We start from the raw sequence: 22,131 nt of genomic DNA, 5'->3' as shown, positions 1-22,131 counted from the left end.
GTCAATCCCTCACCGGTTCCGGAACTTCCGGGCCTGGGCGCGGTCCGCGGCGGGCCTCCGGACGATCGCCGCGGCTCGCCCCTGCCTCGTCCCGCACCGGCCGCCGTACCGTCGCTAATCTCGGGGCATGGCGACGATCTTTCACCTCGCGTTCGAGGACGAGTGGGCGGCGGCGAAGAAGGCCGGCGCGTACCGGATCTCGACCCGCGGCCAGACCTTGGACGACGGCGCGACCTTCATCCACGCGTCCCGCTTCGACCAGGTCGGAGCGACCGCGAACAAGTTCTACGCCGACGTCGAGACGCCGTTGGTGCTGCTGGTGATCGACACCGAGCGGCTCGTCTCGGCGCTGTGCGACGAGGACCTGGACGGCAGCGGGACGACGTTCCCGCACATCTACGGGCCGCTGAACCTGGACGCCGTGGTCGACGTACTGGCTTATGAGCGCGGGCCCGATGGCCGTTGGCCCGAAGTGTCGCCGCAGGCCGTATCCTGATCGACGGAACGGGTCGGTCGGGTGATCGCGTCGCGCACTCCGGTGCGCGCCGAGGAAAGTCCGGACTCCACAGGGCAGCGTGGTGGGTAACGCCCACCCGGGGAAACCCGCGGGACAGTGCCACAGAGAACAGACCGCCAGCGGCCTGAACGAACCCCGTGGTTCGTTCAGGTGCGGGTGAGGGTGAAACGGTGGTGTAAGAGACCACCAGCTCGGCAGGTGACTGCGGAGGCTAGGTAAACCCCACGTGGAGCAAGGCCAAGAAGGGCGCTGGGCAACCGGCGTTCGCGCGAGCGTTCGAGGGCTGCCCGCCCGAGCTCGCGGGTAGGCCGCTGGAGACTGCCGGCAACGGCAGCCGTAGATGGATGATCACCGATTACAGAATCCGGCTTACAGACCGACCCGTTCCCTCATCCCGGTCCCCCTGCCGCGCCCGAGCTGTCCCCTCTCAGTGGCAGGGTTCGCCCGTCTCTCGGTGCGTGATTCGCGGGTCGCCGGCCACCGGCGCCGTACCCCCTGTACGGCCCTTGGGTTCTTCCCACGGTTCCTGGCGACCGAGCGCGGTGAGGTCGAGCGCGTTGGCGGCGAAGCCCATCGCGTCGACACCGCGACCGTAGGTCGAGTACGTGTGGTGGACGGCCTCGTCGGTGCGCAGGAAGCAGCTCAGCCCGTGCAGGTCGAACGGGTGCTCGCCCTTCACGTGGTCACCGCTGCCTCGAGCCTCCCACTCGGCCAGGGTGCGGTAGTTGTACTCGACCGGCCGGACGGCCGGATCCAGCGTCACGTGGAAGTCGTAGTTGAAGCTTCCGTCGCCCGACGAGTACCACGGGAACGTCCAGCCCATCCGCTGCCGGTACGCCGCGAGCTTCTCGTACGGCGCACGCGAGATCGCCACGAAGGTGGTCTCCCGGTCGGTCAGGCCTTCCAGCCGGCCGATCTCGTCGGCGAAGCCGGAGCAGTTCGGGCAGCCCGCGTCCCACTCGGGATGGAACATGAAGTGGTAGACCACCAACTGCGCGCGGCCCTCGAACAGGTCGGCGAGGCCGAGCTCGCCGTCCGGGCCGGTGAAGCGGTAGTCCTCGTCGATCCGCACCATCGGCAGGCGGCGGCGATCGGCGTTCAGCGCGTCGCGGCGTTTCGTGAACTCCTTCTCCTCGATCAGGAACTGCTGACGGGCGGTCAGCCACTCTTCCCGCGACACGACGTCGGGCAGGCTCATGGTCGGCTCCTCGGCTCGGTGGTGCTTGCGTCGACGACGTCGTAGCCGGTGGCGCGGGCTCGACATCACCCGCCGCGTGATTGACTGCGCGGTCAAACGCACGTTTCACAGTGAGGACTTCAGATGAACAGGCTGACCCGCGCCCTGATCGCGGTACCCGCCACGACGCTGCTCGTGATGGGGCTGACCACGATCGAGGCGTTCGCCGCCGACGGCAACCCGAGCAGTGCACCGCCGGAGGGAAGCACCGGCGTCTGGTGCGTGTCGACGGGCGGCGCGAAGGCGTGCTTCGCGGCGTACGGCGACCGGGTCTGGGTCAAGGACACGAAGGCGAACGGCGCGCCCGCGGCCGGGACCATCTACGACACCGAGTCGTCGACGAACTGGAGCCGCGAGTGCTTCAACCGCCGCGGCGAGGACGGCGGCTGGGTGATGTGCAACTTCGACGTACCGGAAGGCCACGAGGGGCTGCTCTGGGCGGCGAACAACCCGTTCGTCGGCAGCCAGTCGAGCACGAAGATCTGGACGACGATCATCTGATCGGCTGCGGCTCCGTGAGTCGTCGGGCGAGCAGCCCGGCGACCGCGGGGAGCACGATCAGTACGGCGAGAACCGTCTGCAGCGAGGTGCTCCGCGCGAGCGCGCCGAGTGCGGGAGCGAGCAGCCCGCCGGCGCTGACCGCGAGGCCGAGCGTGACGCCGCTCGCCGTACCGACTCTTGTCGGCAGGTAGTCCTGGCCGAGCGTGATGTGTAGTGAGAACGGGACGGACAACGCCATCGCGGCCAGTACGACGAACGCGAGCATCGCCGGGCCTGGCACGAAGGTCAGCCCGGCCAGTCCCACGGCCGCCGTCGCGTACGCGACGCGCATCACGGGGAGCCGGGAGTACTTTGCAGCGAGGCGGCCACCAAGCAGCGTGCCGACGACCCCGCCGCCGAACAGCACCACCAGCACGGCGGAGCTACCGGTCGCGGACAGCTCCAGCCGCTGACCGATGAACAGGCCGACGAACGTCGTCAGCCCGACGTACACGATCGACCGCAGCACGATGATCGTGGTGAGCTGAGCGAAGGACCGCCAATCGTCGGCGCCCTCGCGTCGGGTCATCTTCGGCGCTGTGCCCTTGCGCAGCAGGGGAAGCGTGATCAGCGCGCCGACGATCGCGGGGATCATCAGCGCCGGGCTCGCTTTGAGGCCGCCCGCGTGCAGCAGCGGTACGACGAGCACCGGCGCGAGCGCGAATCCGACGATGCCGCCGAGCGAGAACCAGCTCATGCCGACGTGCCCGCCGCCGGTGACCGCGCGCGCCGTACGGGCTGCTTGCGGGTGGTACGCCGCGACGCCGACGCCGGTCAGCGCAATCACCAGGAGGGTGAGGCGGTAGTCCTCGGTGAAACCGATCAGCGCCGTACCGGCGCCGGTGCCGAGCATGCTGACCGGCAGCAGCCACGGCATCGACCAGCGATCGGTGAGCAGGCCGAACAGCGGTTGGACCACCGACGACAGCAGGGTCGCCGCGAGCACGAAGCCGGAGACCGCGACGTAGTCGTAGCCGCGCTCGGCGACCAGGAACGGGACCAGGACCGGGACGATGCCCTGGTAGAGGTCGACGCTGCCGTGGCCGGTCGAGAGCAGGACGGTGGGGAGTTTCTTCACACCTCCCAGCCTCGTGGCGCCGGCGGCTGTCCGGCTTCCGATAATCTGCCGAGTGATGTCGCCAACCCGCCACCAGCCGATCGCGCCGACCGTCCTGCGCCGCCTCGACGCCGGCGCGGGCATCGACGCACACCGGCACGACGACCACCAGATCGCGTACGCCGCCCGCGGGGTGCTCGCGGTCGCGACCGACCAGGGCCACTGGATCGCGCCCGCGGACCGGGCGATCTGGGTGCCGGCGGGGACCGTGCACCAGCACCGGGCTTATGGACGGACGGATCTGTATCTGGTCGGGCTGACCGAGAATCCGCTGTCGTTGTCGTCGCCCGCGGTCCTTGCCGTCGGCCCGCTTCTGCGCGAGCTGATCATCGCTTGCACCGACGCCGACCGCTCGTCCGCTGAGCACACTCGCTTGCGGGCGGTGCTTCTCGACCAGTTGCAGCACACCTCACAACAACCCCTGAAGTTGCCCAAAGCAACCGATCCCCGACTGGCCGCGGCCTGCGCCGTACTGGCCGCTGACCCGGCCTCTCCGTGGACCCTGGCTTCCCTGGGCGCTTCGGTCGGCGCCGGCGAACGCACCTTGTCCCGCCTCTTCCGCTCCGAGTTCGCGATGACGTTCCCCCAGTGGCGCACCCAGCTCCGCCTGCACCACGCGCTCATCCTGCTCGCCGAGGGCCACCCCGTCACCACGGTCGCCCTGCGCTGCGGCTGGTCCACCCCGAGCGCGTTCATCGACACCTTCCGCCGAACCTTCGGCCACACTCCCGGCCAGCACCTTGACAGGCCTCGGTAAACGTTTGCCAAGATGCTGGAATGATCTACGAGCTGAACCACGTAGGCGGCCCCGTCCAAGACCTCGACGCCAGCTTGACCTTCTACACCGACCTCGGCGCCCAGATCGTCGACACCCTGTTCATGGAGGGCCCGAAGGTCACCCGGGTCCACCTCCAACTCGGCACCGGCCTGATCGAGCTCCTCCACAACCAGAACCCGGCCCCCGACGCGACGTACGGCCTCAACCACATCGGCTTCATGACCGACGACCTCGACGCCGACTACGCCCGCCTCATCACCGCCGGGTACGCCGAACTCACCCCACCCAAGGTCGCCGGCAGCGGCCAAGGCCGCCTGGCCTTCCTCTCCGACCCCAACGGCAACCGAGTAGAACTCCTCCAACGCACCGAGGAGTTCCGCATCCCACCCATCACCACCACACCCCTCCGCCGCCTGGCCCACATAGCCCTCGACGCCCCCAACCTCCCCGCCGCCCACACCTTCTACGGCGACCACCTGGGCCTGCAGCAGGACGACCCGGAAACCTTCCACCTGGCCAACGACACCCTCGAACTCAGCCCGACCTGGCCCACAGCCACCACCCCCGTCAACCACCTCACCCTCGAGGTCACCGATCCCGGCCCCGACCAACAAGACCCCGACGGCAACCGCATCACCTTCGTACCGATCAGGTGAGGTCGAGTTCGTAGTACTGGCTGAGGAGGCCTTCTCCGAAGAGGGTGTGGGGTTCGGAGCCGGTGAGGGTGAAGCCTCGGTTCAGGTAGATGGTGCGGGCTGCTTCCAAGGGGTCGTTCGTCCAGAGGACCATGCGTTTGTAGTCGGCCGCGCGGGCGAAAGCCAGGCAGGTGTCGACCAGTTGGCTGCCCAGGCCGTGGCCTCGGGCGGCGGGGGTCAGGAGGAGCAGGCGGAGTTTGGCGGTGGACTCGTCGGGGCCTTGGACGCAGAAGACGCAGCCGGCGCGTTCGCCGTCGACCTCGGCGATCCAGGCGGTTTCGCGGGCCGGGTCGTGGGCCTCGGCGTAGTCGGCGACGATGCGGGCGACCAGGGCCTCGAAGGGCAGGCCCCAGCCGTACTCGGCGGCGTACAGCTCGCCGTGGGACTGGACCACCCAGCCGAGATCGCCGGGCTGGTCGGCGGGACGGATCACTGCTGCGGACATCTGCACCACCCGATCTACTGACACGACTGTTTCAGTAAGCGATACTAGCGGCGTGCCGACCACGAAGCCAGCCCCTTCCGCGCGGGAGCAGGAACTGCTGGAGCGCGCCTACAGCTACTCGCTCACCCACGGCCTCGCCGACCTCTCGCTGCGCCCACTGGCGACGGCGATCGGGTCGAGCCCGCGCGTGCTGCTGTTCCTGTTCGGCAGCAAGGACGGGCTGATCCGCGCCCTCCTGGCGCGAGCACGCAGCGACGAACTGACGTTGCTCAAGCAGCTCCGGTACGACGAACAGCCCGGCCTCGACGCCATCGCCCGCGAACTGTGGACCTGGCTGTCCGCCCCCGAGCGCCGCCCGTTGATGAACCTCTGGGTCGAGGCGTACGGCCGTTCCCTGGTCTCCCCCGACGGCCCGTGGGGCGACTACGCGCGCAGCACCGTCGACGACTGGCTCGAGTTGCTCAAGGCATCACAACCCGATGCCGAGAGCAAGCATGCCCGCGCGCAGCGGACCGCCGTACTGGCGCTGCTGCGCGGCGCGCTGCTGGATCTGCTCGCCACCGGCGACCTCGACCGCACGACAAGAGCGGTCGAGCAACAACTAGTCCGCTAGCTCGAACGCGATCGTCCGCTTGGTGACGTCCGCCTCGACCAGCTTCACGCGCACCGGCTGCCCCAGCGGCAGTGCCGTCGCACTCTTGACCTTCCCCTCGATCGCCAGCGTCGACAACGTGACGACCCCGCGCGTGGGATCACGCTCGTCGACGTCGACCACGACCCCGTCGAACGTCGTACCGACCTGGTCGTGCACCAGCCCGGCCTCGACCATCGACACGATCGCGCGCTCGTACGCGTGCGCCTTGCGGTCGCACTCCTCCATGATCTTCGGGATCTCGTCCATCGACTCGCGCACCCAGTCCGGCACCGGCGCGTCGGCGCACAGCGCGACGCAGATCTCGCCGGTCCAGCGGTCGACCAGCCGGCGCAGCGGCGCGGTGACGTGCGCGTACTCCGACTTCATCGCCGCGTGCTCCGGCCGCTCCGGAACCCCACCGGAGAAGGCGGTGTAGCCCGCCCCGCGGAACAGAACGGTGCATGCGGCAAGCATCGCCGCGTGCGCGGGCACCTTCGGGTCGAGCCCGTGGATGAACTCCGCGTACGACTTGCCGACCGGCCACTCGATCCCGAGCGCCTTCGCGGTGTTCTCCAGCTTGCGGCGCAGGTCGTCGTGCGACTCCGGCAGCGTCCGCAGGATGCCGATCTCGCCGTACATCATCAGGTGCGCGGCAGCCATCCCGGTCAGCAACGAGATCTGCGCGTTCCAGCCCTCGACCGGCAGCGGCGCGCGGAACTCCAGCGTCCACTGGCCGTCCGCGGTGACGATCTCCTGGTCGGGGATCGGCAGGTTGACCCCGCCACGTTCGAGCTCACGCTGCTCGCGCAGCTTGCCGACCTCGCGCAGCAGTTGCAGCGACTCCGACGCCGTACCGGCATCGAGATCCTTCTGCACCCCGGCGTAGTTGAGCTTCGCACGCGACTTCACCAGCGCGCGCTCGCAGACGACGTCGGTGCCCTCGCCGGACGCGTCGACGGTGATCGTCCACAGCAGCGCAGGCCGTACGACGTCCGCAAGCAGCGACGCCGCGCCCTCGGACAGCTCCGGCGGGTGCAACGGCGTGCGCTTGTCCGGTGCGTACAGCGTCTCGCCGCGCTTGCGCGCCTCGACGTCGATCGGGTCGCCCGGCTGGACGAACGCCGCGACGTCCGCGATCGCGTAGTGCACCGTGTAGCCGTCGCCGGCGCGTTCGATGTGCAGGGCCTGGTCGAGGTCCATCGAGTCCGGCGGGTCGATCGTGACGAACTCGATGTCGGTCCGGTCCAGCTCCGGCAGCCGCGCGTTCTCGACCGCCGCCAGGGCCGCCGCGGTCACCTCGGGCGGGAACTCGGCCGGCACCTCCAGCTCGCGCCGGATCGTCTGCAGCGAAGCCCGGAGCACCTCGGGCACGTCCTCGGCGAAATGCACCTTCTGCAACGGCACTCGACCACTCCGTCCTCGCTAGCCCGGCCGCGACGATGCGGCCGGGAGCTTCAGACTAGTGCGCGACGGCTCAGACGGGCGGCGGCACGACGTTGAAGCCGCGCAGCGAGGCCAGGCCGTCGGCGTACCAGTTGATCTCGGTCACCGTGGCCGGCTTCAGCTCCATCCGGAACAGCGACGCCATCGGCGCCTGCAGCACGCCGCGGACCATCAGCTTGATCGGCGTCACGTGGGTGACCACGACGACCGTCTTGCCCGGGTACGACGACAGTACGGCGTCGCGCGCGGACCGCGCCCGTCGCGCGCACGCGTCGAACGACTCACCACCGGGCGGCGCGACCGTGGTCGACCCCAGCCAGGCGTTCAGCGCGTCCGGCCACTTCTCCTGCACCTCGGCGAACGTGTACCCGTCCCAGTCGCCGAACGAGCACTCGACCCACGCGTCCCGCACCTCGACGTCGAGCCCGAGCCGCTCGGCCACCGCGGCCGCGGTCTGCCGGGTCCGCAGCATCGGCGAAGAAATCACCGCGTCGATCGACCCGAGCCCGGCTGCGCCGTCGGCCGAGGTCTCGCCGCCTGCCAGCCCGGCGATGTACGCCGCCGCGGCCTCGGCCTGCCCGCGGCCGATCTCGCTCAGCCCCGGGTCGTCCCCGCCGGAACCCGAGAACCGCTTGTCCACCGTGTGCGCCGTCTCGCCGTGCCGCAGCAGGATCAGCCGCGTCGGCGGCTCGGCCTGAACGCCTCCCCAGCCGGCGAGAGCCTTGCCGAGCTCCGACGCCTCGGTGACGACCGGCGCGGCCGAGCTCTCGGCCGGCTTCAGCGGGACCGGCTTGCCGTCGAGCGCCATGTTGGCCAGCGCGTCGGCGGCCGCGTTCTGCGCCCGCGGGACCCAGGTCCACTCGGTCCCGAACGGCGCCAGCGACTGCGCCTTGATCGCGAGCGGCTTCATGTCCGGGTGCTTGACCTTCCAGCGCCCGGCCATCTGCTCGACGACCAGCTTGGAGTCCATCCGGACCTCGATCGAGGCGTTCGGCGCGTACTCCGCGGCCAGTTCCAGCCCCGCGATCAGGCCGCTGTACTCCGCGACGTTGTTGGTCGCGACCCCGATCGTCACCCCGGCCTGCGCGATCACCTCGCCGGTGGCGGGGTCCCGTACCAGCGCGCCGTACGACGCCGGTCCCGGGTTGCCCCGGGACCCACCGTCAGCCTCGACGATGACGTGCGTGTAGGTCATACCGTGCTCTCCGCCGTCCGAACCAGGATCCGGCCGCACTCTTCGCAGCGCTGGACGACCTCCGGCGCGGACGCCTTGATCTTGCTCAGGTCGGACGGCGCCAGCTCCATCCGGCAACCCATGCAGCGCTTGCCGACCAGCGGCGCTGCGCCGATGCCGCCGTTGCGCTCGCGCAGCTTCTGGTACAGCGTGACGAGGTCGTCCGGCAGCTCGGCGGCGACGGTCGACCGCTGGTCGCCCAGCGTCGCGCGCTGCTCGTCGAGCTCCTTGAGCGCGGCGTCGCGAGTGCCCTCCAGCTCGGACTGACGACCGGCGAAAGCCTCGGCCCGGCCCTGCAGATCGGCCTGGACGACCTCGGCCGCCTCGAGCTTCTCCATCACCTCGAGCTCGGCGTCCTCCAGGTCGGAGATCCGGCGATCGAGAGAACCGATCTCGTGCTGCAGGTTCTCCAGGTCCTTCGGCGAGGAGATCTGGCCGGAGTCGATCCGCTGCTGGTTGCGGGTCTTGCGCTGCCGGACCTGGTCGACGTCGCTGTCGGCCTTCTTCTGCTCGCGCCGCAGATCCGACACCTCGGTGTCGGCGCCGACCAGTTCCCGGTCGACGACCGACTTCTCGGCACCCAGGTCGACCAGCGCCTGGTGCTCGGGCAATGCCTTGCGCTTGGTCGCGACCACATCCAGCTGCAGGTCGAGATCCTGCAGGTCCAGCAACCGGCGTTGGACAGCGGGCTCGGCGTTCAGGGTCGGCTCCTTAGATCTTGCGTTCAGTTGTCAGCTCTCCGGGCGGGCCCTACAGGCGCAGGTCCCAGGCATCCGTGCGGAGCGTCGAGATGTGAGTGTCCACGGTACTGCCCCGTTCTGCCAACCCCGCTACCAGGAGGCGTTCGGCGTCAGCCAGCCACGGCCACTCGCTCGCCCAGTGCGCGACGTCGACCAGCGCCGGGCCGTCGGCGTACGCGCGGGCCTCGGTCGCGGGGTGGTGCCTGAGGTCGGCCGTCACGTACGCATCGACGCCGGCCGCGCGGACTCGGTCGAGCTCGGAGTCGCCCGCTCCGCCGCAGACGGCGACGGTCTTGATGGTTCTTTCGGGATCGCCTGAGACCCGTACGCCGTGCTCGGTCTTCGGCAGTCCTCGGTCGACTGTCGCCGCGAACTCGCGCAGCGAGAGCGGCGTCGCCAGGGAGCCGATCCGCCCACCGCCTCGCTCGCTCGGCAGCGACGCCAGCTCCAGTACGTCGTACGCGGGCTCCTCGTACGAGTGCGCCGCCCGCATCGCCTCGACGACCGCGCGCCTGCGGTGCCGCGGCAGGATCATCTCGACGCGCGACTCTTCGACGACCTCGATCGCGCCGATGCTGCCGATGGTCGGGTTGGCGCCTTCGCGTGGCCGGAAGGTCCCTTCCCCGGTGGTCGACCAGGCTGCGCGGTCGTAGTCGCCGATCCGCCCGGCGCCCGCCGCCGCCAGCGCGTCGATCATCGCCTGCGTCTCGCCGACCGGCACGTAGACGACCAGCTTGTCCATCGGCGCTTCCGGCATCGCCTTCAGCGGCCGGGTGTCCTGCAGGTTGAGCGCCTTGGCCAGCGCGTCGCTCACCCCAGGATTCGCGTTGTCCGCATTGGTGTGACAGACGATCAGCGCGATCTGGTTCTGAATCAGGTCGTGCACCACGCGCCCCTTGGGCGTGGTCGTGGCAACGCTGTTCACTCCCCGCAGCAATAACGGATGATGACTGACGATCAAATCGAACCCACCATCGATCGCCTCGTCCACCACCCCCCGCATCGGGTCAACGGCGAACAAGACCTTCCCCACCGACTGCTCCGGATCCCCTGTCACCAACCCCACGGCGTCCCAACTCTCCGCCCACGCCGGGTCGTACAACCGATCCAGAACCGCCTTCACATCACCAAGCGTCGTCGCCACACCCCCATCCTGCCGCACCAGTCACACACCACTCAGCCCCCACCCAGCCGAGCACGCAACACACCCAACTGCCCAACCTGCAGCACGCGCTAACGGCCCAGACCGCCCCCTCCACTCCCCGCGCCGAGCGGCCACCCCCGTCGAACCACCCAGCCCTACCGGCTTTCGAGACCAGCGCACTCGGTCCAACAGCCGCCGACCAAGTGACGCAAACCCCCGGGCGGACCGGGCGGGCGGGGCGGCGAGCCGGGCAGCGGGCAGCGGGCAGCGGGCAGCGGGCAGCGGGCAGCGGGCAGCGGGCAGCGGGCAGCGGGGATGATGCCGAGCGGGCGGCCGGGGGGATGATGCCGGGCGGACCTGGGCCGCTCCGGCACTCGGGGGCAGCCCGCTTGCCCGGGCGAGACGCGGCAGGGTGGTTCGGGTCGGACGCCGACGCCCACCACTGATCAACCGCCGGCGGCGACCACCGGCGCCGCTCAACTCACCCGCCAACACGTCCGCCGGGCGGGGTTGATCAGTGGTGCAGCGCGCCGCGGGCCTTCGCTCCGCTCGGCGGCATCGGCTGCCGTCCATGGGTGCCTCAAGGTTCGCGACGTCGACTTGTTCGGCTGGCTCGGCGATGAATCCCGGATGCGGGTGAGGTTCCTGCCACCGAGTTCGCCCCACCCCCAAGGGGTTGGGGTGGGGCGTTCGCTCCGCTCGGCGATCACCTGGTACCGCCGCCGGCTACCTGGAGCGGCCCGCTTGCCGGGCGAGACGCGGCAGGGTGGTCGAGGCGAACGCCGACGCCCACCACTGATCAACTGCCGGCGGCAACCATCGGCGCCGCTCAACTCACCCGCTAACACGTCCGCCAGGCGGGGTTGATCAGTGGTGCAGCGCGCCGCGGCCTTCGCTGCGCTCGGCGATCGCCTGGCACCGCCCCCGCCCGTCCTGTACGACGCGGCCCCCGGGGCCTTCGCTGCGCTCGGCGACCTGGTCCTCGGCACGGATGCTTGGGCTGATTGGCCGGGCCGGCGACTCGGCGGTGCCTTGGGGCGGCGTCCTCGGCGGCAGCGGCGGGCGGGGGTACTCATCCGCGCCGGCGGGCGGGGTGGTCGTCGGAGACGCGGTGAGTAGGTGTGTGGTGGTCGTCGGCAGGCGGGGGCTGTGGCGCACCCGCCGCACCAAGTCCTCACCAACCCACCAGGGAGATGGGTTGGTGAGGGGTGGTGGCTCTTCAGATCAGCCAGGCTGTGGTGTCTGTGGGGAGCTTTTCGCCTTCCAGGGGGGCGCTGGAGAGGACTACGGCTCCTTCGGGGAGTTCGATGGGGGCGGCGCCGAAGTTGGTGATGGACTGCCAGCCGCCGGGGCGGCGGAAGTGGAGGGCCCACTCGACGCCGTCGACCCACTCGAGGCCTTCGCTGGTTTGGAGGCCTCGGCGTACGGCGAGGGCCTTGCGGTACAGGCTGAGGGTCGAGTCCGGGTCGCCGTCCTGCGCCTCGACCGAGTACCCGCCGAACCACTTCGGCTGGAGCAGGTGCGAGCCGCCGGAGCCGAAGCCGAAGGACAGGCCTCCTACCGTCCAGGGCAGCGGGACGCGGCAGCCGTCGCGGCCCTTCTCGGCGCCCTTGGAGCGGAAGTACGCCGGGTCCTGCAGGTTCGCCGCCGGCAGTTCGCCGACCTCCTGCAGCCCGAGCTCCTCACCTTGGTACAGGTACGCCGAGCCCGGCAGCGCCAGCATCAGCAGTACGGCGGCCCGCGCGCGGCGCAGACCCTGCTCGACGTCGACGGTCGGCTCGGTGCCGTTGCTCAGCAGCCACGCCTTGCCGTCCTGCCAAGCACCGTCAGGATCCCTGGGCAGCCCGTACCGCGTGGCATGCCGTACGACGTCGTGGTTGGAGAACACCCACGTCGAGGACGACCCGTTGTCACCTGCCAGCGCGAGGTTCTCCGTGATCACCTGACGGAACTTGTCGAAGTCCCAGTCGGCCTGCAGCAGGTCGAAGTTGAACGCCTGCCCGAGCCCGGCGGCACTCGCGTACCGAGCGCGGCGAGCAGCCGGTACGAACGCCTCGGCGACGGCCGACTTCGGCGGGTCGTACTCGTTCAGCACCTTGCGCCACTCGACGTAGATGTCGTGCACGTCGTCGCGGTCCCACAGCGGGTGGACGCCGTTCGACTCCGACTGGCGCGGCAGCGTGGTCTTCGACGGCAGCGGCTGGGTCAGGTCCTTCTTCAGCGCGTGCGCGACGTCGACGCGGAACCCGTCGACCCCGCGGTCGGACCAGAACCGCAGCGTCTTCAGGAAGTCCTCGCGGACCTCGTCGTTGTCCCAGTTGAGGTCGGGCTGCTCGGCGGCGAACAGGTGCAGGTACCACTGGCCGTCGTGGATCTGCGCCCACGCCGACCCGCCGAAGACCGAGTCCCAGTCGGACGGCGGCTGGTCGCCGTCGCCCTCGCGGAAGATGTACCGGTCGCGCTCGGGCGAGTTCTTCGGCGCGGCGAGCGCCTCCTGGAACCACTCGTGCCGGTCGGAGCTGTGGTTCGGCACGATGTCGACGATCAGCTTGATGCCGTTGTCGTGCAGCGTGCCGACCAGCTCGTCGAAGTCGGCGAGCGTGCCGAGCCGCGGGTCGACGTCGCGGTAGTCGTCCACGTCGTACCCGCCGTCGGCCAGGGCCGAGGGGTAGAACGGGCTCAGCCAGACCGCGTCGATGCCGAGCGACGTCAGGTACGGCACGCGGCTGATGATGCCCTGCAGGTCACCGATGCCGTCACCGTCGGAGTCGGCGAAGCTGCGCGGGTAGACCTGGTAGACGACCGCCTGCCGCCACCAGTCGGCAGCGCTCGTCTCCTGCGCGTGAGTAGTCAAGACAGAGCCTCACTCTGAGTGTGTGGGGTACAACTGGTTTATATAGACTTTAAATTTAGAATCTGTAGTATTGTGAACACGGTACTGCGAGGAGGTCAAGAGGGTTATGCCGAAGACATCTGCGGCCACTCCACCGCTGCTGCGGCGGGTGAACGCGAGCAAGCTACTCGGCGTGCTCTCGACCGCGGGAGTGATGACCGGAACCGGCCTGATCGAGGCCACCGGACTCACCCGCGCGACCGTTCACGCGGTCTGCAACGACCTGATCGGCATGGGCTGGGTGCTCGAGCTCGACCCGGTCCGCGACGACTCCAGCGTCGGCCGGCCGTCGCGGCGGTTCGAGTTCAACAGCGGCGCCGGGTTCGTGCTGGGCATCGACGTCGGCGCGGCGAAGACGACCGTCGTGGTGGCCAACCTGCGCGGCGAGACGCTGGCCAAGGCGGGCCGTTCGTTCGCCGCGGTGAAGGAGCCGGGAGAGCGGACCGACCTGGTCGACGAGGCCGTGGTCGACGCGATGCAGGCCGCGGAGGTGACCGACGACGAGGTGATCGCGGCCGGGGTCGGCGTCGCGGCGCCGGTCGACCGCGGCGGGAACATCCTGGCCGACGACGAGTTCTGGCGGCGCTTCGACGCCGGGCTGACCGCGCGGCTGTCGAAGGTGCACGGCTGGCCTGCCCTGCTGGAGAACGACGCGAATTTGGCCGTCCTCGGTGAGCACTGGCGGGGCGAGGCGCAGGGGGTCGACGACCTCGTCGTACTGCTGGCTGGTGAGCGGTTCGGGTCGGGCCTGATGGACTCGGGGCGGTTGCTGCACGGGAGTCGCGGCGGGGCGGGCGAGATGGTTTATCTCAAGCTTGTCGAGGGCGTCGGCGATACGCACGGGATCGCGCGGATCGCGCGTGAGGGTGGCGCTGCGGCGATCGCGGATCCGGAGGTTCAGACCGTACTGCGGGAGCTCGCGGGCAGCGATCCGGTGACGGCGGAGATGGTGTTCGCCGCGGCGGCACAGGGCGATCAGGCGGCGGGCGACGTACTGGAAGTTGTCGGTCAGCGGACGGCGCGGGTGGTGGCGACGCTGGGGATCCTGTTCAACCCCGAGCTGGTCGTGATCGGCGGCGCGGTCGCGGAGGCGTCGAAGGCGTTGCTGCCGTCGATCGAGCAGCTGCTGGCGACCTTCACCAGTACGCCGCCGAAGGTCGCGGTGTCATCCCTAGGCGACACGATCGTGTCGGTCGGCGCGGTCAGGCACGCGCTGAACTACGTGGAACAGAACGCACTGGACCTCACGCTGACCGCCCGGCGTTTCTAGTCCCTGGTGTGATGCTCAGCCAGATCTAGCTCGCCTTCCAACTCAAGCTCGACCACCGTGCAGTCGCGGTCCAGCGCGGTGTCCGAGTCGACGTACAAGTACGTCCAACCGGCCGCGCCCTCGATGCCGCCGCCCTGGCGGTCGATGCGGAGCTCCACGTCCGAGCCGACGATCGTTGCCTTGAGCACCTTGTTGCGAATGCCGCGGATGACGAAGTATTCGTTCGGCCGGTCGAAGCCGAACAGGTATACCTTGCGCCGATCCGCCGAGACCGTCGAAGCCCCGTAGAACGCGCCGTTCGGCAGGCCGCGCGTCGTACCGAAGACCGCGCGCTCGTGCCGCCGGATCCAGTCCCCCAGCTCCCGGAGCCGCTCGACCTGCTCCTCCGGAATCGTCCCGTCCTCACGCGGACCGACGTCGAGCAGCAGGTTCCCTCCCCCGCCGATCGTCTCGGCGAACAGCCGGATCAGCTGCCGCACCGACTTGTAGTGGTGATCGTTGTGCTGGAACCCCCACGAGTCGTTGATCGTGACGCACAGCTCCCACGGCCCGGCCGGCGGCACGATCGGCACACCCTGCTCGGGCGTCGCATAGTCGCCGAACCCGCCGCGCATCCGCCCGTTCACCACCGTCGCCGGCAGCTTCCCGACGATCAGGTCGCGCACCTCGTCCATCCGCCACTGCTCCGGATCGCGCTCCCAGTCCCCGTCGAACCACAGCAGGTCCGGCGCGAACCGGTCCATGATCTCCGTCAGCTGCGTCCGGTGGAAGGTGAGGAACCGCTCCCACGCCGCCGGATCCTCCTCGCCGGCGGGCGGTACGGCGTACGGATTGCCCCGCTCGTCAGCGGGCATCCCGACCGGCCGCACCGACGCGTAGTCCGGGTGCGTCCAGTCGAGATGGCTGAAGTACAGCCCGACCTTGATCCCGTGCGCCCGCAGCGCGTCGACGTACTCGCTGACGATGTCGCGCCGCGCCGGCGTCGCCTTCACCGTCGACAGGTCGTTCGCCGCGGTGTCGTAGAGCGCGACGCCGTCGTGGTGCTTCGACGTCAGTACGGCGTACCGGGCACCGGCCGCCTCGAACAGCTCGGCCCACGCCTCCGCGTCGAACTTCGACGCGGTGAAGCCGTCCAGCTGCTTGAGGTAGTCCTCATGGCTGATCTCGCCGTTGAAGAACGACCACGACTCGGCGATCCCGTTCACCGCGTAGATGCCGTAGTGCAGGAAGATGCCGAGCTTGGCCTGCTCGAACCAGGGCTGGATCGCCATCGCGCGCTCCTCGGTGAGGGTGCGCAATAGGATATAGGATTTACGGTTTGCGAGTCAGCAGCTGGGTCACGGCCTCGAGAACGACCAGGTTCCGCCCGTAGGTGACCGCCGTCGGCACGCTCGCCGGCACCAGCGCGCGATCCTCCGGGATCCCCGTGCAGAGCACGAACACGTCACCCTCGTGGCTCTCGATCAGGTGCTGCAGCGCGGCCCGCATCCACGGCGTACGCACAGCGTCCTGTACGGCGACCACGAGCGGCCGGCCGATCGCCGCCGCCTGGGCCTCACCGAGCGCCTCGGCGTCCGCCTCGCGCAGCACGACCCCGGCCGATCCGGGCGCGATCCGGGCGAAGACCTCGGGCAGCCCGCTGAAGTACGGGTTCCACGCCGGGTGCAGCCCCTGCGTCAGATCCACCACGTACGGCGAACCGCCGAGCGCCGGGAACTCCTGCCCGGTCACGGTCCGCGCCGCTACCTCACGGGTCGGGGCGCCGTCCAGACCGGGCATGCGGGTCCGGGCCGCCAGGTCGGCGGCGAGATCGCGGACCCTTTGAGCCGCCTCGGTGACGCGCGACGCGTCCAGCGTTCCGTTGCCGACGGCACTGACAATCTCCGCGGTCAGCGCCCGCGGGTCGGCCTCACCGATCGCGATCATCGCCAGGTCCGCGCCGGCCCGGATCGACTCGACCGCGGCCTGCTCGATCGACCGGGTGCTGGTGATCGCCTGCATCTCGAGCGCGTCGGTGGTGATCACGCCGCCGAAGCCGAGCTCGTCGCGGAGCAGCCCCTGCAGGATCCGGCGCGACAGCGTGGCCGGCTGGTCGTCGTACGCCGAGAAGACGATGTGGGCGCTCATGATCAGGTCGGCGCCGGCCTCGATCGTCGCCTTGAACGGCGCGAGCTCGACGGCAGTGACCTGCTCGATCGAACGGTCGACGCGCGGGAGCGCGAGGTGCGAGTCGACGGCGACGTCGCCGTGGCCCGGGAAGTGCTTCGGGCAGGCGGCGATCCCGGCGTCGCGGACGCCCTGGACGAAGGCGACGCCGTGCCGCGAGACCACGCCGGCCGTCGTACCGAACGAGCGGGTCGAGATGATCGGGTTGGCCGGGTTGCTGTTCACGTCGACCGACGGCGCGAGCATCACATCGATGCCGAGCGCGGCCAGGGTCGCGGCGGCGTCGCGGGCCGCGGCGCGGGTCAGGTCGGTGTCGTCGAGCTCGCCGAGCGCACGCGGCGAGGACAGCGGCCAGGGGTTGGCGGGCGCGAGGTGGCTGAACTCGCCGCCCTCGTGGTCGATCGCGATCAGCAGGTCCGGCCGCTCGGCGCGCAGCGCGGTCGTCAGCGCGGACACCTGGTCGGCGTCGACGACGTTGCGGGTGAACAGGATCACCGCGCCCAGACCGTTCGCGACGGCTCGGCGGAGGTCGTCGGGGGCGGTGGTACCGGTGAAGCCGACGATCAGGGCGCCGGCGGCGTCGCGTTCCAGTTGGTCGCTCATAGCGCCACCCTCTCGCGCGAACGCATGGGATGCCAATGGACCCGGGGATGTCTCACTCCCAGTGAGTTCACCAAGGCCACCTCCCAGCGTCATCTGAGGTTCGGAGCAGCGCACCAGGGTGGATGGGAATCCATCCCACCGATCAGTTACGGAGCTCCGCCATGCCCGTCACACCGATCACTCGCCGGACGTTGCTGGTGGCCACTGCCGCCGGTGCCACCGCAGTCGCCGCGGCCGGGTCACTGCCCGCGGTCGGCTCGCCGATGCCGGCCTCCGGCTCGCGGCAGCCGCTCACCGACCCGTTCACCCTCGGGATCGCCTCGGGCGACCCGGACTACCAGAGCGTCATCCTGTGGACGCGGCTCGCGCTCGACCCGCTCGCCGCCGACGGTATGGGGGGAATGCCGAGCCGCCGGTACCAGGTGCAGTGGCAGGTCGCGCTCGATCCGGCGATGCGTCGCGTCGTACGGTCCGGTGTCGTATCGGCCACGCCGGAGTCGGCGCACGCCGTCCACGTCGAGGTTCGCGGGCTGCTGCCCGGCCGCGAGTACTACTACCGCTTCCGCTGCGAGCGCCACGTCTCCGCGATCGGCCGCACGCTGACGACGCCGCTGCCGGGCACGTACGGGAGCCCGCTCGACATGGCGTTCGTCTCCTGCTCGAACTACTCCGGCGGCTACTTCACGGCGTACCAGAGGATGGCCGAGGAGCACCCGTCGCTGGTGCTGCACCTCGGCGACTACATCTACGAGGGCGCGGGCGGCACCGGCGCGCGCGTGCACTCGCCGGCCAAGGAGATCTGGTCGCTGGCCGACTACCGGGTCCGGCACGCGCAGTACCGGACCGACCCGGACCTGCAGGCCGCGCACGCGGTCGCGCCGTGGGTCGTGGTCTGGGACGACCACGAGCTGGAGAACAACTACGCCGACGAGATCCCGTCGCCGGCCGGGCAGGCCGGGTTCCTGGAGCGGCGCGCGGCGGCGTACCGGGCGTACTACGAAATGATGCCGCTGCGGCGCAGCTCGATCCCGCGCGGGATCGACATGCAGATCTACCGGCGGATCCAGTGGGGGCGGCTGGCGTCGTTCCACATGCTCGACACCCGGCAGTACCGCAGCGACCAGGCTTGCAACGACACGACGTCGGACTGCCCGGCGCGCTCGATCACCGGACCGGCGCAGGAGAAGTGGCTGCTCGACGGTCTCGGCCGGTCGTCGTCGACGTGGGACGTGATCGGGCAGCAGGTGTTCTTCGGCGCCCGCGACTTCACTGCCGGACCCGCGGTCACCTACAGCATGGACGGCTGGGACGGGTACGTCGCCTCGCGGCAGCGGATCCTCGACGGCTTCCGGCAGCGGCACGTCACCAACCCCGTCGTACTGACCGGTGACGTTCACAAGCACTATGCCAACGACCTCAAGGCCGACTTCCGCGACCCCTCGTCGCGCACGGTCGGCGTCGAACTGGTCACCACGTCGATCACCTCCGGCGGCGACGGCCAGGACTTCCCCGCCGGCGGGCAGCTGCAGCTCGACGAGAACCCGCACATCAAGCTCCTCAACAACCAGCGCGGCTACGTCAAGACCCGCATCACCCGCGACACCCTCCAGGCCGACTTCAAGGTCATCCCGTACGTCAGTACGCCGGGAGCCCCCGTCTCCACCCGAGCCAGCTTCACGGTAGAAGCCGGCCGGCCCGGCCTCGAGCTGAGCTGACCACCTGTCGAAGGGCCGGGCGGTGTCCGCCCGGTCCTTCGTCGTACTCAGTACATGTCGCCTCGCTGCCCGTCGGGCTCGTCCCCGGCCAGGACTGTGTGGCTCGGGGAGCTGGGTGAGACGGTGGCCGTCACGGGTGCGAAGGCCGCCAGCAGGAGAGCGGTCGCCAGCAGGCGCTTGATCATCGTCGGATCCTCTCGGTGGGTGTCCCCCGACTCTGCGGGCGGCCCGTCCCGGCGACCAGGTACAACTCGTACAGTTCACCCGTACAAATCGCTCACCTGGCGTACGGCGGGCTGTTTTTGTCCTCTCAAAGGCCATCGTTGTCAGTGACCGTCAGTGCACCCGACGGGGCAATCTGCGCACGGTGTGGCGTGGTCATGCGTGATTAGCTGCGGTTACCTCTCGCTGTATCAGCTACTTGCGGATAACGTTGTCTCTCGACCTGACCGCCACCGACCGGAGCCCGATCACCGTGACAGTGCAGATCACCCGCCCATGAGCGCTGACTCAGCGACCGTTCTCGGCATCGACATCGGCGGCACCAAGATGGCCGCCGCCCTGGTGGCCGCCGACGGCACGATCCTCACCGAGGATCGGATCCTCACCCCGCCCGGCGACGCCGATCAGGTCTTCGGCGCGCTCGCGGAACTCGTCGAGCGGGTGGCCGGCGGTACGACGCCGATCGCGGTCGGGATCGGGTCGGCGGGTCCGCTCGACCTGACCCACGGACTGGTCTCCCCGGTGAACATCACCGGCTGGCGCAACTTCCCCCTGGTCGACCGGGTCCGCGCGCTGGTCGGCGACGTACCGGTCGAGCTCGGCGTCGACGGGCACTGCTTCGCGCTCGGTGAGTCCTGGACCGGCGCGGGGCGGGCGGTCGACACGCTGCTCGGCATCGTGGTCTCGACCGGCGTCGGCGCCGGCATCGTCGTCGACGGGAAGCCGATGCTCGGGCAGTCCGGGAACGCGGCGCACCTCGGGCACATGGTGGTCGATCTGGACGGCGAGGCGTGCGCCTGCGGTTCGTACGGATGCGTCGAGACGTACGCGAGTGGGCCGCGGATGGTCGCTCGCGCGAAGCGTCGCGGCTGGCGTACGGACGAGCAGGTGGATGCGGCGGTGCTGTCCGCGGACGCCGCGGCGGGGGACGAGATCGCGCTCGCGGTGTTCGACGACGGGGCGCAGGCGCTTGCCGCAGGCATCGTTGCGACGGCCGTCACGGTCGACCTCACGACGGTGGTGATCGGCGGCGGCGTGGCGAAGGCCGGGCCGGTGCTGTTCGACCCGGTGAGCCGGTGGGTGAAGCGGTTGGCTCAGCTGCCGTTCGTCACGGACCTGACTGTCGAGCCTGCGCAGCTCGCGAACGCTGGGTTGCTGGGTGCTGCTCGGTTGGCTTGGGCGACCACCTGAGCGGGCTGCTTCCTTGGGCGGCCTCCTCCCCTGAGCCCGCTCGCCTGAGCCCGACTCTCCCCTGAGCCGATCCGACCGCGCCGCGGGCGCGGCTCTTCGGCGTACCCGGATGATTGAATTTTGTCCGACAGTCCGACGGGAAACCGCGTGTGACAGCGGCAGCACCGGCTGCAGGCATTACACACAGTTGCGCCGCGCGGAAAGGGATCTCCCGCGCAATTTTGCGCAATTCTTACGCCAATGCCGAAAAGTCTGTAACGGCGACCCCTGTCCACGCGATGCAACGGATGGATGGGGTGGGGGCACGTCATCCAAGGGCAATCAGGGGGGCCTGCATGCCAGGGATTGACCGCTTGCGAGTGCGGCGGAGAGGCGACTCTCCGCCGCGCACGCGGGCTCAGGAAGTTTCGTACGCACGTCCACCAGCGTTGTCCGGGGCAACGCTCGACCAGAGGGACAGGTCTTGATGGACGTCGCCGTCCTCGTGGTCTTCGCACTCTTCTTCACCGCGCTGGTGGTCGTCACCACCAGCGCTCACGGCCGTCTGCGTGCGTCGGTACGCCGCCCGCGGCTGTTCCAGCTGGTCGTGTTCGGCGTCGCCGCCGCGACGGTTCCCGTCGACGTGTACGCCGTGATCTACGGCACCGTCGCCGGCGTACCGGTCGCCGAGGTCGCCGACCGCCTGCTGCTCCTGAACGTCGCCGCCTCGTGCGGCGTCGCGGCCCTGCACGAGTCCCTCCGGGGACGCGCCATCTCCGCCGTGCTCGACCCGGACGACCCGTCCGAGTCCGAGCAGCCGGTCCGGATGGGCGTGCTGGGCTGGACCGGCCCACTGATCGCGCTGGTCGCGGTCACCGCCGTCGTCGCGGTCGGATCCCGTGGGAACGGGGACGAGCTCGGCAACGTCGGATCCGTCTGGGCCGTTTACTCGCTGCTCATCTGCGTCATCAGTGCCTACGCACTGCTGCGCCGGCGGGCGGTGAGTGCGATCGATCCTCAGGAGGGATGAGGATCGTCGCGGGTTCTGCACCGCGGACGGTGGGCCGATGACTGCGGGAGGGCCGTCACCGGAACTCACACCCCCGTCCACGGTGCAGAACCGACGTCCAGCGCTGTTACCGCCCGCCCGGTGCTCACCGGGCGGGCTCGCTGTTTGTCTTTTGTTCGGTACGCCGCCGGCACGCTGCTCGCCGTACTGCGGTCTGCTGGTGCTCGCAGATCTGGCGAATCGGCTCGGGCTGAGGCTTGCACGAATGCGGCCGACCAGCCCGCGCGTGCTGAGGCCGCTCCGGCCGAGGGAAAGCGTTAGGCGCGTAGGCGATCAGGCTCGCGCCGGGCCGCGCCGGCTGCCCAGGGCGGGCTTGTTGCGGCGCGGAGAGGACTGGCTTCTCTCCCCGCCCTTCCCAGGGGCGAGGTGGGCGGAGCCCACGAGCCCGTCAGTCCTGAGCCGCTCCGGCTCGGGGAGCCGGCGGCGGTCCAGCATGCCGCACGGGCAGCCTCCCCCGGGGCGGGCCGCACGGGCAGCCTCCCCGGGGCGGGCTTGTTGT

21 protein-coding genes and 1 other RNA gene are annotated in these 22,131 nt (G+C 70.0%); 10 read left to right on the top strand and 12 right to left on the bottom strand.

The annotated features are described in order from the left end of the window. The first annotated feature begins 127 nt into the window (after nucleotides 1-127). Nucleotides 128-496, top strand: a complete 369-nt coding sequence (locus ACYVIO_RS20685) for a DUF952 domain-containing protein (RefSeq protein ID WP_460652478.1) — start codon at nucleotides 128-130, stop codon at nucleotides 494-496. A gap of 9 nt (nucleotides 497-505) precedes the next feature. Then, nucleotides 506-905, top strand: an RNA gene (gene rnpB / locus ACYVIO_RS20680) — RNase P RNA component class A. Between the two features lie 39 nt (nucleotides 906-944). Here rnpB and ACYVIO_RS20675 read toward each other — a convergent pair. Next, the gene (locus tag ACYVIO_RS20675) at nucleotides 945-1,715 is read right to left on the bottom strand and encodes a DUF899 domain-containing protein (RefSeq protein ID WP_460652477.1); all 771 of its coding nucleotides are present in this window, start codon (nucleotides 1,713-1,715) and stop codon (nucleotides 945-947) included. A 123-nt stretch (nucleotides 1,716-1,838) separates the two neighbouring features. On the opposite strand from ACYVIO_RS20675, the gene ACYVIO_RS20670 reads away from it, so the two are divergent. After that, nucleotides 1,839-2,255: a hypothetical protein gene (locus tag ACYVIO_RS20670; RefSeq protein WP_460652476.1), complete on the top strand. Its 417-nt coding sequence runs from the start codon at nucleotides 1,839-1,841 to the stop codon at nucleotides 2,253-2,255. Here the strand turns inward: ACYVIO_RS20670 and ACYVIO_RS20665 are convergent. Continuing rightward, nucleotides 2,248-3,372, bottom strand: a complete 1,125-nt coding sequence (locus ACYVIO_RS20665; RefSeq protein WP_460652475.1) for an MFS transporter — start codon at nucleotides 3,370-3,372, stop codon at nucleotides 2,248-2,250. The genes ACYVIO_RS20670 and ACYVIO_RS20665 overlap by 8 nt on opposite strands. A 55-nt stretch (nucleotides 3,373-3,427) precedes the next feature. On the opposite strand from ACYVIO_RS20665, the gene ACYVIO_RS20660 reads away from it, so the two are divergent. Continuing rightward, nucleotides 3,428-4,168, top strand: coding sequence for an AraC family transcriptional regulator (locus ACYVIO_RS20660; protein WP_460652474.1), 741 nt, complete (start codon nucleotides 3,428-3,430; stop codon nucleotides 4,166-4,168). A 20-nt stretch (nucleotides 4,169-4,188) separates the two neighbouring features. Then, nucleotides 4,189-4,845, top strand: coding sequence for a VOC family protein (locus ACYVIO_RS20655; RefSeq protein WP_460652473.1), 657 nt, complete (start codon nucleotides 4,189-4,191; stop codon nucleotides 4,843-4,845). Here ACYVIO_RS20655 and ACYVIO_RS20650 read toward each other — a convergent pair. Further along, entirely contained in the window at nucleotides 4,838-5,329 is a 492-nt protein-coding gene (locus ACYVIO_RS20650; protein WP_460652472.1) for a GNAT family N-acetyltransferase, read from the bottom strand. The two genes, ACYVIO_RS20655 and ACYVIO_RS20650, sit on opposite strands and share 8 nt — an antisense overlap. Before the next feature lie 52 nt (nucleotides 5,330-5,381). Here ACYVIO_RS20650 and ACYVIO_RS20645 point away from each other — a divergent pair, with 52 nt between their 5' ends. Then, nucleotides 5,382-5,942 (top strand): TetR/AcrR family transcriptional regulator, encoded by a 561-nt coding sequence (locus ACYVIO_RS20645; protein ID WP_460652471.1) that lies wholly within the window; start codon nucleotides 5,382-5,384, stop codon nucleotides 5,940-5,942. On the opposite strand, the gene ACYVIO_RS20640 is transcribed toward ACYVIO_RS20645, so the two are convergent. From ACYVIO_RS20640 to ACYVIO_RS20615, 6 genes are all read right to left on the bottom strand, one after another. Continuing rightward, a complete protein-coding gene (locus tag ACYVIO_RS20640) occupies nucleotides 5,931-7,367 on the bottom strand; it encodes an RNB domain-containing ribonuclease (RefSeq protein ID WP_460652470.1) in 1,437 nt (478 codons plus the stop codon). The two genes, ACYVIO_RS20645 and ACYVIO_RS20640, sit on opposite strands and share 12 nt — an antisense overlap. Before the next feature lie 70 nt (nucleotides 7,368-7,437). Next, on the bottom strand, nucleotides 7,438-8,601 hold the full coding sequence (locus tag ACYVIO_RS20635; protein ID WP_460652469.1) for a bifunctional RNase H/acid phosphatase: 1,164 nt from the start codon (nucleotides 8,599-8,601) through the stop codon (nucleotides 7,438-7,440). Beyond that, complete coding sequence (locus ACYVIO_RS20630) at nucleotides 8,598-9,311, bottom strand: zinc ribbon domain-containing protein (protein ID WP_460652468.1); 714 nt, start codon at nucleotides 9,309-9,311, stop codon at nucleotides 8,598-8,600. The genes ACYVIO_RS20635 and ACYVIO_RS20630 overlap by 4 nt, the downstream gene beginning before the upstream one ends. A gap of 79 nt (nucleotides 9,312-9,390) precedes the next feature. Further along, on the bottom strand, nucleotides 9,391-10,524 hold the full coding sequence (locus ACYVIO_RS20625) for a Nif3-like dinuclear metal center hexameric protein (RefSeq protein ID WP_460652467.1): 1,134 nt from the start codon (nucleotides 10,522-10,524) through the stop codon (nucleotides 9,391-9,393). 867 nt (nucleotides 10,525-11,391) lie between these two features. After that, complete coding sequence (locus tag ACYVIO_RS20620; RefSeq protein WP_460652466.1) at nucleotides 11,392-11,682, bottom strand: hypothetical protein; 291 nt, start codon at nucleotides 11,680-11,682, stop codon at nucleotides 11,392-11,394. Between the two features lie 61 nt (nucleotides 11,683-11,743). After that, nucleotides 11,744-13,378, bottom strand: coding sequence for a glycoside hydrolase family 13 protein (locus ACYVIO_RS20615; RefSeq protein WP_460652465.1), 1,635 nt, complete (start codon nucleotides 13,376-13,378; stop codon nucleotides 11,744-11,746). 106 nt (nucleotides 13,379-13,484) lie between these two features. On the opposite strand from ACYVIO_RS20615, the gene ACYVIO_RS20610 reads away from it, so the two are divergent. Continuing rightward, nucleotides 13,485-14,687 carry an ROK family protein gene (locus tag ACYVIO_RS20610; RefSeq protein ID WP_460652464.1) on the top strand — a complete coding sequence of 401 codons (1,203 nt, stop codon included), beginning with the start codon at nucleotides 13,485-13,487 and terminating at the stop codon, nucleotides 14,685-14,687. On the opposite strand, the gene ACYVIO_RS20605 is transcribed toward ACYVIO_RS20610, so the two are convergent. After that, entirely contained in the window at nucleotides 14,684-15,958 is a 1,275-nt protein-coding gene (locus ACYVIO_RS20605; RefSeq protein ID WP_460652463.1) for an alpha-L-fucosidase, read from the bottom strand. The genes ACYVIO_RS20610 and ACYVIO_RS20605 overlap by 4 nt on opposite strands. Nucleotides 15,959-15,998: 40 nt before the next feature. Then, nucleotides 15,999-17,456 (bottom strand): beta-N-acetylhexosaminidase, encoded by a 1,458-nt coding sequence (nagZ, locus tag ACYVIO_RS20600; protein ID WP_460652462.1) that lies wholly within the window; start codon nucleotides 17,454-17,456, stop codon nucleotides 15,999-16,001. Between the two features lie 161 nt (nucleotides 17,457-17,617). On the opposite strand from nagZ, the gene ACYVIO_RS20595 reads away from it, so the two are divergent. Further along, the gene (locus ACYVIO_RS20595; RefSeq protein WP_460652461.1) at nucleotides 17,618-19,171 is read left to right on the top strand and encodes an alkaline phosphatase D family protein; all 1,554 of its coding nucleotides are present in this window, start codon (nucleotides 17,618-17,620) and stop codon (nucleotides 19,169-19,171) included. 47 nt (nucleotides 19,172-19,218) lie between these two features. Here the strand turns inward: ACYVIO_RS20595 and ACYVIO_RS20590 are convergent, their stop codons facing one another. Continuing rightward, entirely contained in the window at nucleotides 19,219-19,356 is a 138-nt protein-coding gene (locus ACYVIO_RS20590; protein ID WP_460652460.1) for a hypothetical protein, read from the bottom strand. Between the two features lie 313 nt (nucleotides 19,357-19,669). On the opposite strand from ACYVIO_RS20590, the gene ACYVIO_RS20585 reads away from it, so the two are divergent. After that, nucleotides 19,670-20,584 (top strand): ROK family protein, encoded by a 915-nt coding sequence (locus tag ACYVIO_RS20585; RefSeq protein ID WP_460652459.1) that lies wholly within the window; start codon nucleotides 19,670-19,672, stop codon nucleotides 20,582-20,584. A 466-nt stretch (nucleotides 20,585-21,050) separates the two neighbouring features. Continuing rightward, on the top strand, nucleotides 21,051-21,593 hold the full coding sequence (locus ACYVIO_RS20580) for a hypothetical protein (RefSeq protein WP_460652458.1): 543 nt from the start codon (nucleotides 21,051-21,053) through the stop codon (nucleotides 21,591-21,593). Nucleotides 21,594-22,131: the final 538 nt, after the last annotated feature.

It is taken from the genome of Kribbella endophytica (assembly GCF_054781295.1).
Note: the sequence above shows the minus strand (reverse complement) of the source record. Positions and strands in the feature narration are given on the sequence as shown.

Coding starts and splice junctions, on each gene's coding strand:
- ACYVIO_RS20685 (WP_460652478.1), top strand. CDS start 128: ATGGCGACGATCTTTCACCTCGCGTTCGAGGACGAGTGGGCGGCGGCG.
- ACYVIO_RS20675 (WP_460652477.1), bottom strand. CDS start 1,715: ATGAGCCTGCCCGACGTCGTGTCGCGGGAAGAGTGGCTGACCGCCCGT.
- ACYVIO_RS20670 (WP_460652476.1), top strand. CDS start 1,839: ATGAACAGGCTGACCCGCGCCCTGATCGCGGTACCCGCCACGACGCTG.
- ACYVIO_RS20660 (WP_460652474.1), top strand. CDS start 3,428: ATGTCGCCAACCCGCCACCAGCCGATCGCGCCGACCGTCCTGCGCCGC.
- ACYVIO_RS20655 (WP_460652473.1), top strand. CDS start 4,189: ATGATCTACGAGCTGAACCACGTAGGCGGCCCCGTCCAAGACCTCGAC.
- ACYVIO_RS20650 (WP_460652472.1), bottom strand. CDS start 5,329: ATGTCCGCAGCAGTGATCCGTCCCGCCGACCAGCCCGGCGATCTCGGC.
- ACYVIO_RS20635 (WP_460652469.1), bottom strand. CDS start 8,601: ATGACCTACACGCACGTCATCGTCGAGGCTGACGGTGGGTCCCGGGGC.
- ACYVIO_RS20610 (WP_460652464.1), top strand. CDS start 13,485: ATGCCGAAGACATCTGCGGCCACTCCACCGCTGCTGCGGCGGGTGAAC.
- ACYVIO_RS20605 (WP_460652463.1), bottom strand. CDS start 15,958: ATGGCGATCCAGCCCTGGTTCGAGCAGGCCAAGCTCGGCATCTTCCTG.
- nagZ (WP_460652462.1), bottom strand. CDS start 17,456: ATGAGCGACCAACTGGAACGCGACGCCGCCGGCGCCCTGATCGTCGGC.
- ACYVIO_RS20595 (WP_460652461.1), top strand. CDS start 17,618: ATGCCCGTCACACCGATCACTCGCCGGACGTTGCTGGTGGCCACTGCC.
- ACYVIO_RS20590 (WP_460652460.1), bottom strand. CDS start 19,356: ATGATCAAGCGCCTGCTGGCGACCGCTCTCCTGCTGGCGGCCTTCGCA.
- ACYVIO_RS20585 (WP_460652459.1), top strand. CDS start 19,670: ATGAGCGCTGACTCAGCGACCGTTCTCGGCATCGACATCGGCGGCACC.
- ACYVIO_RS20580 (WP_460652458.1), top strand. CDS start 21,051: ATGGACGTCGCCGTCCTCGTGGTCTTCGCACTCTTCTTCACCGCGCTG.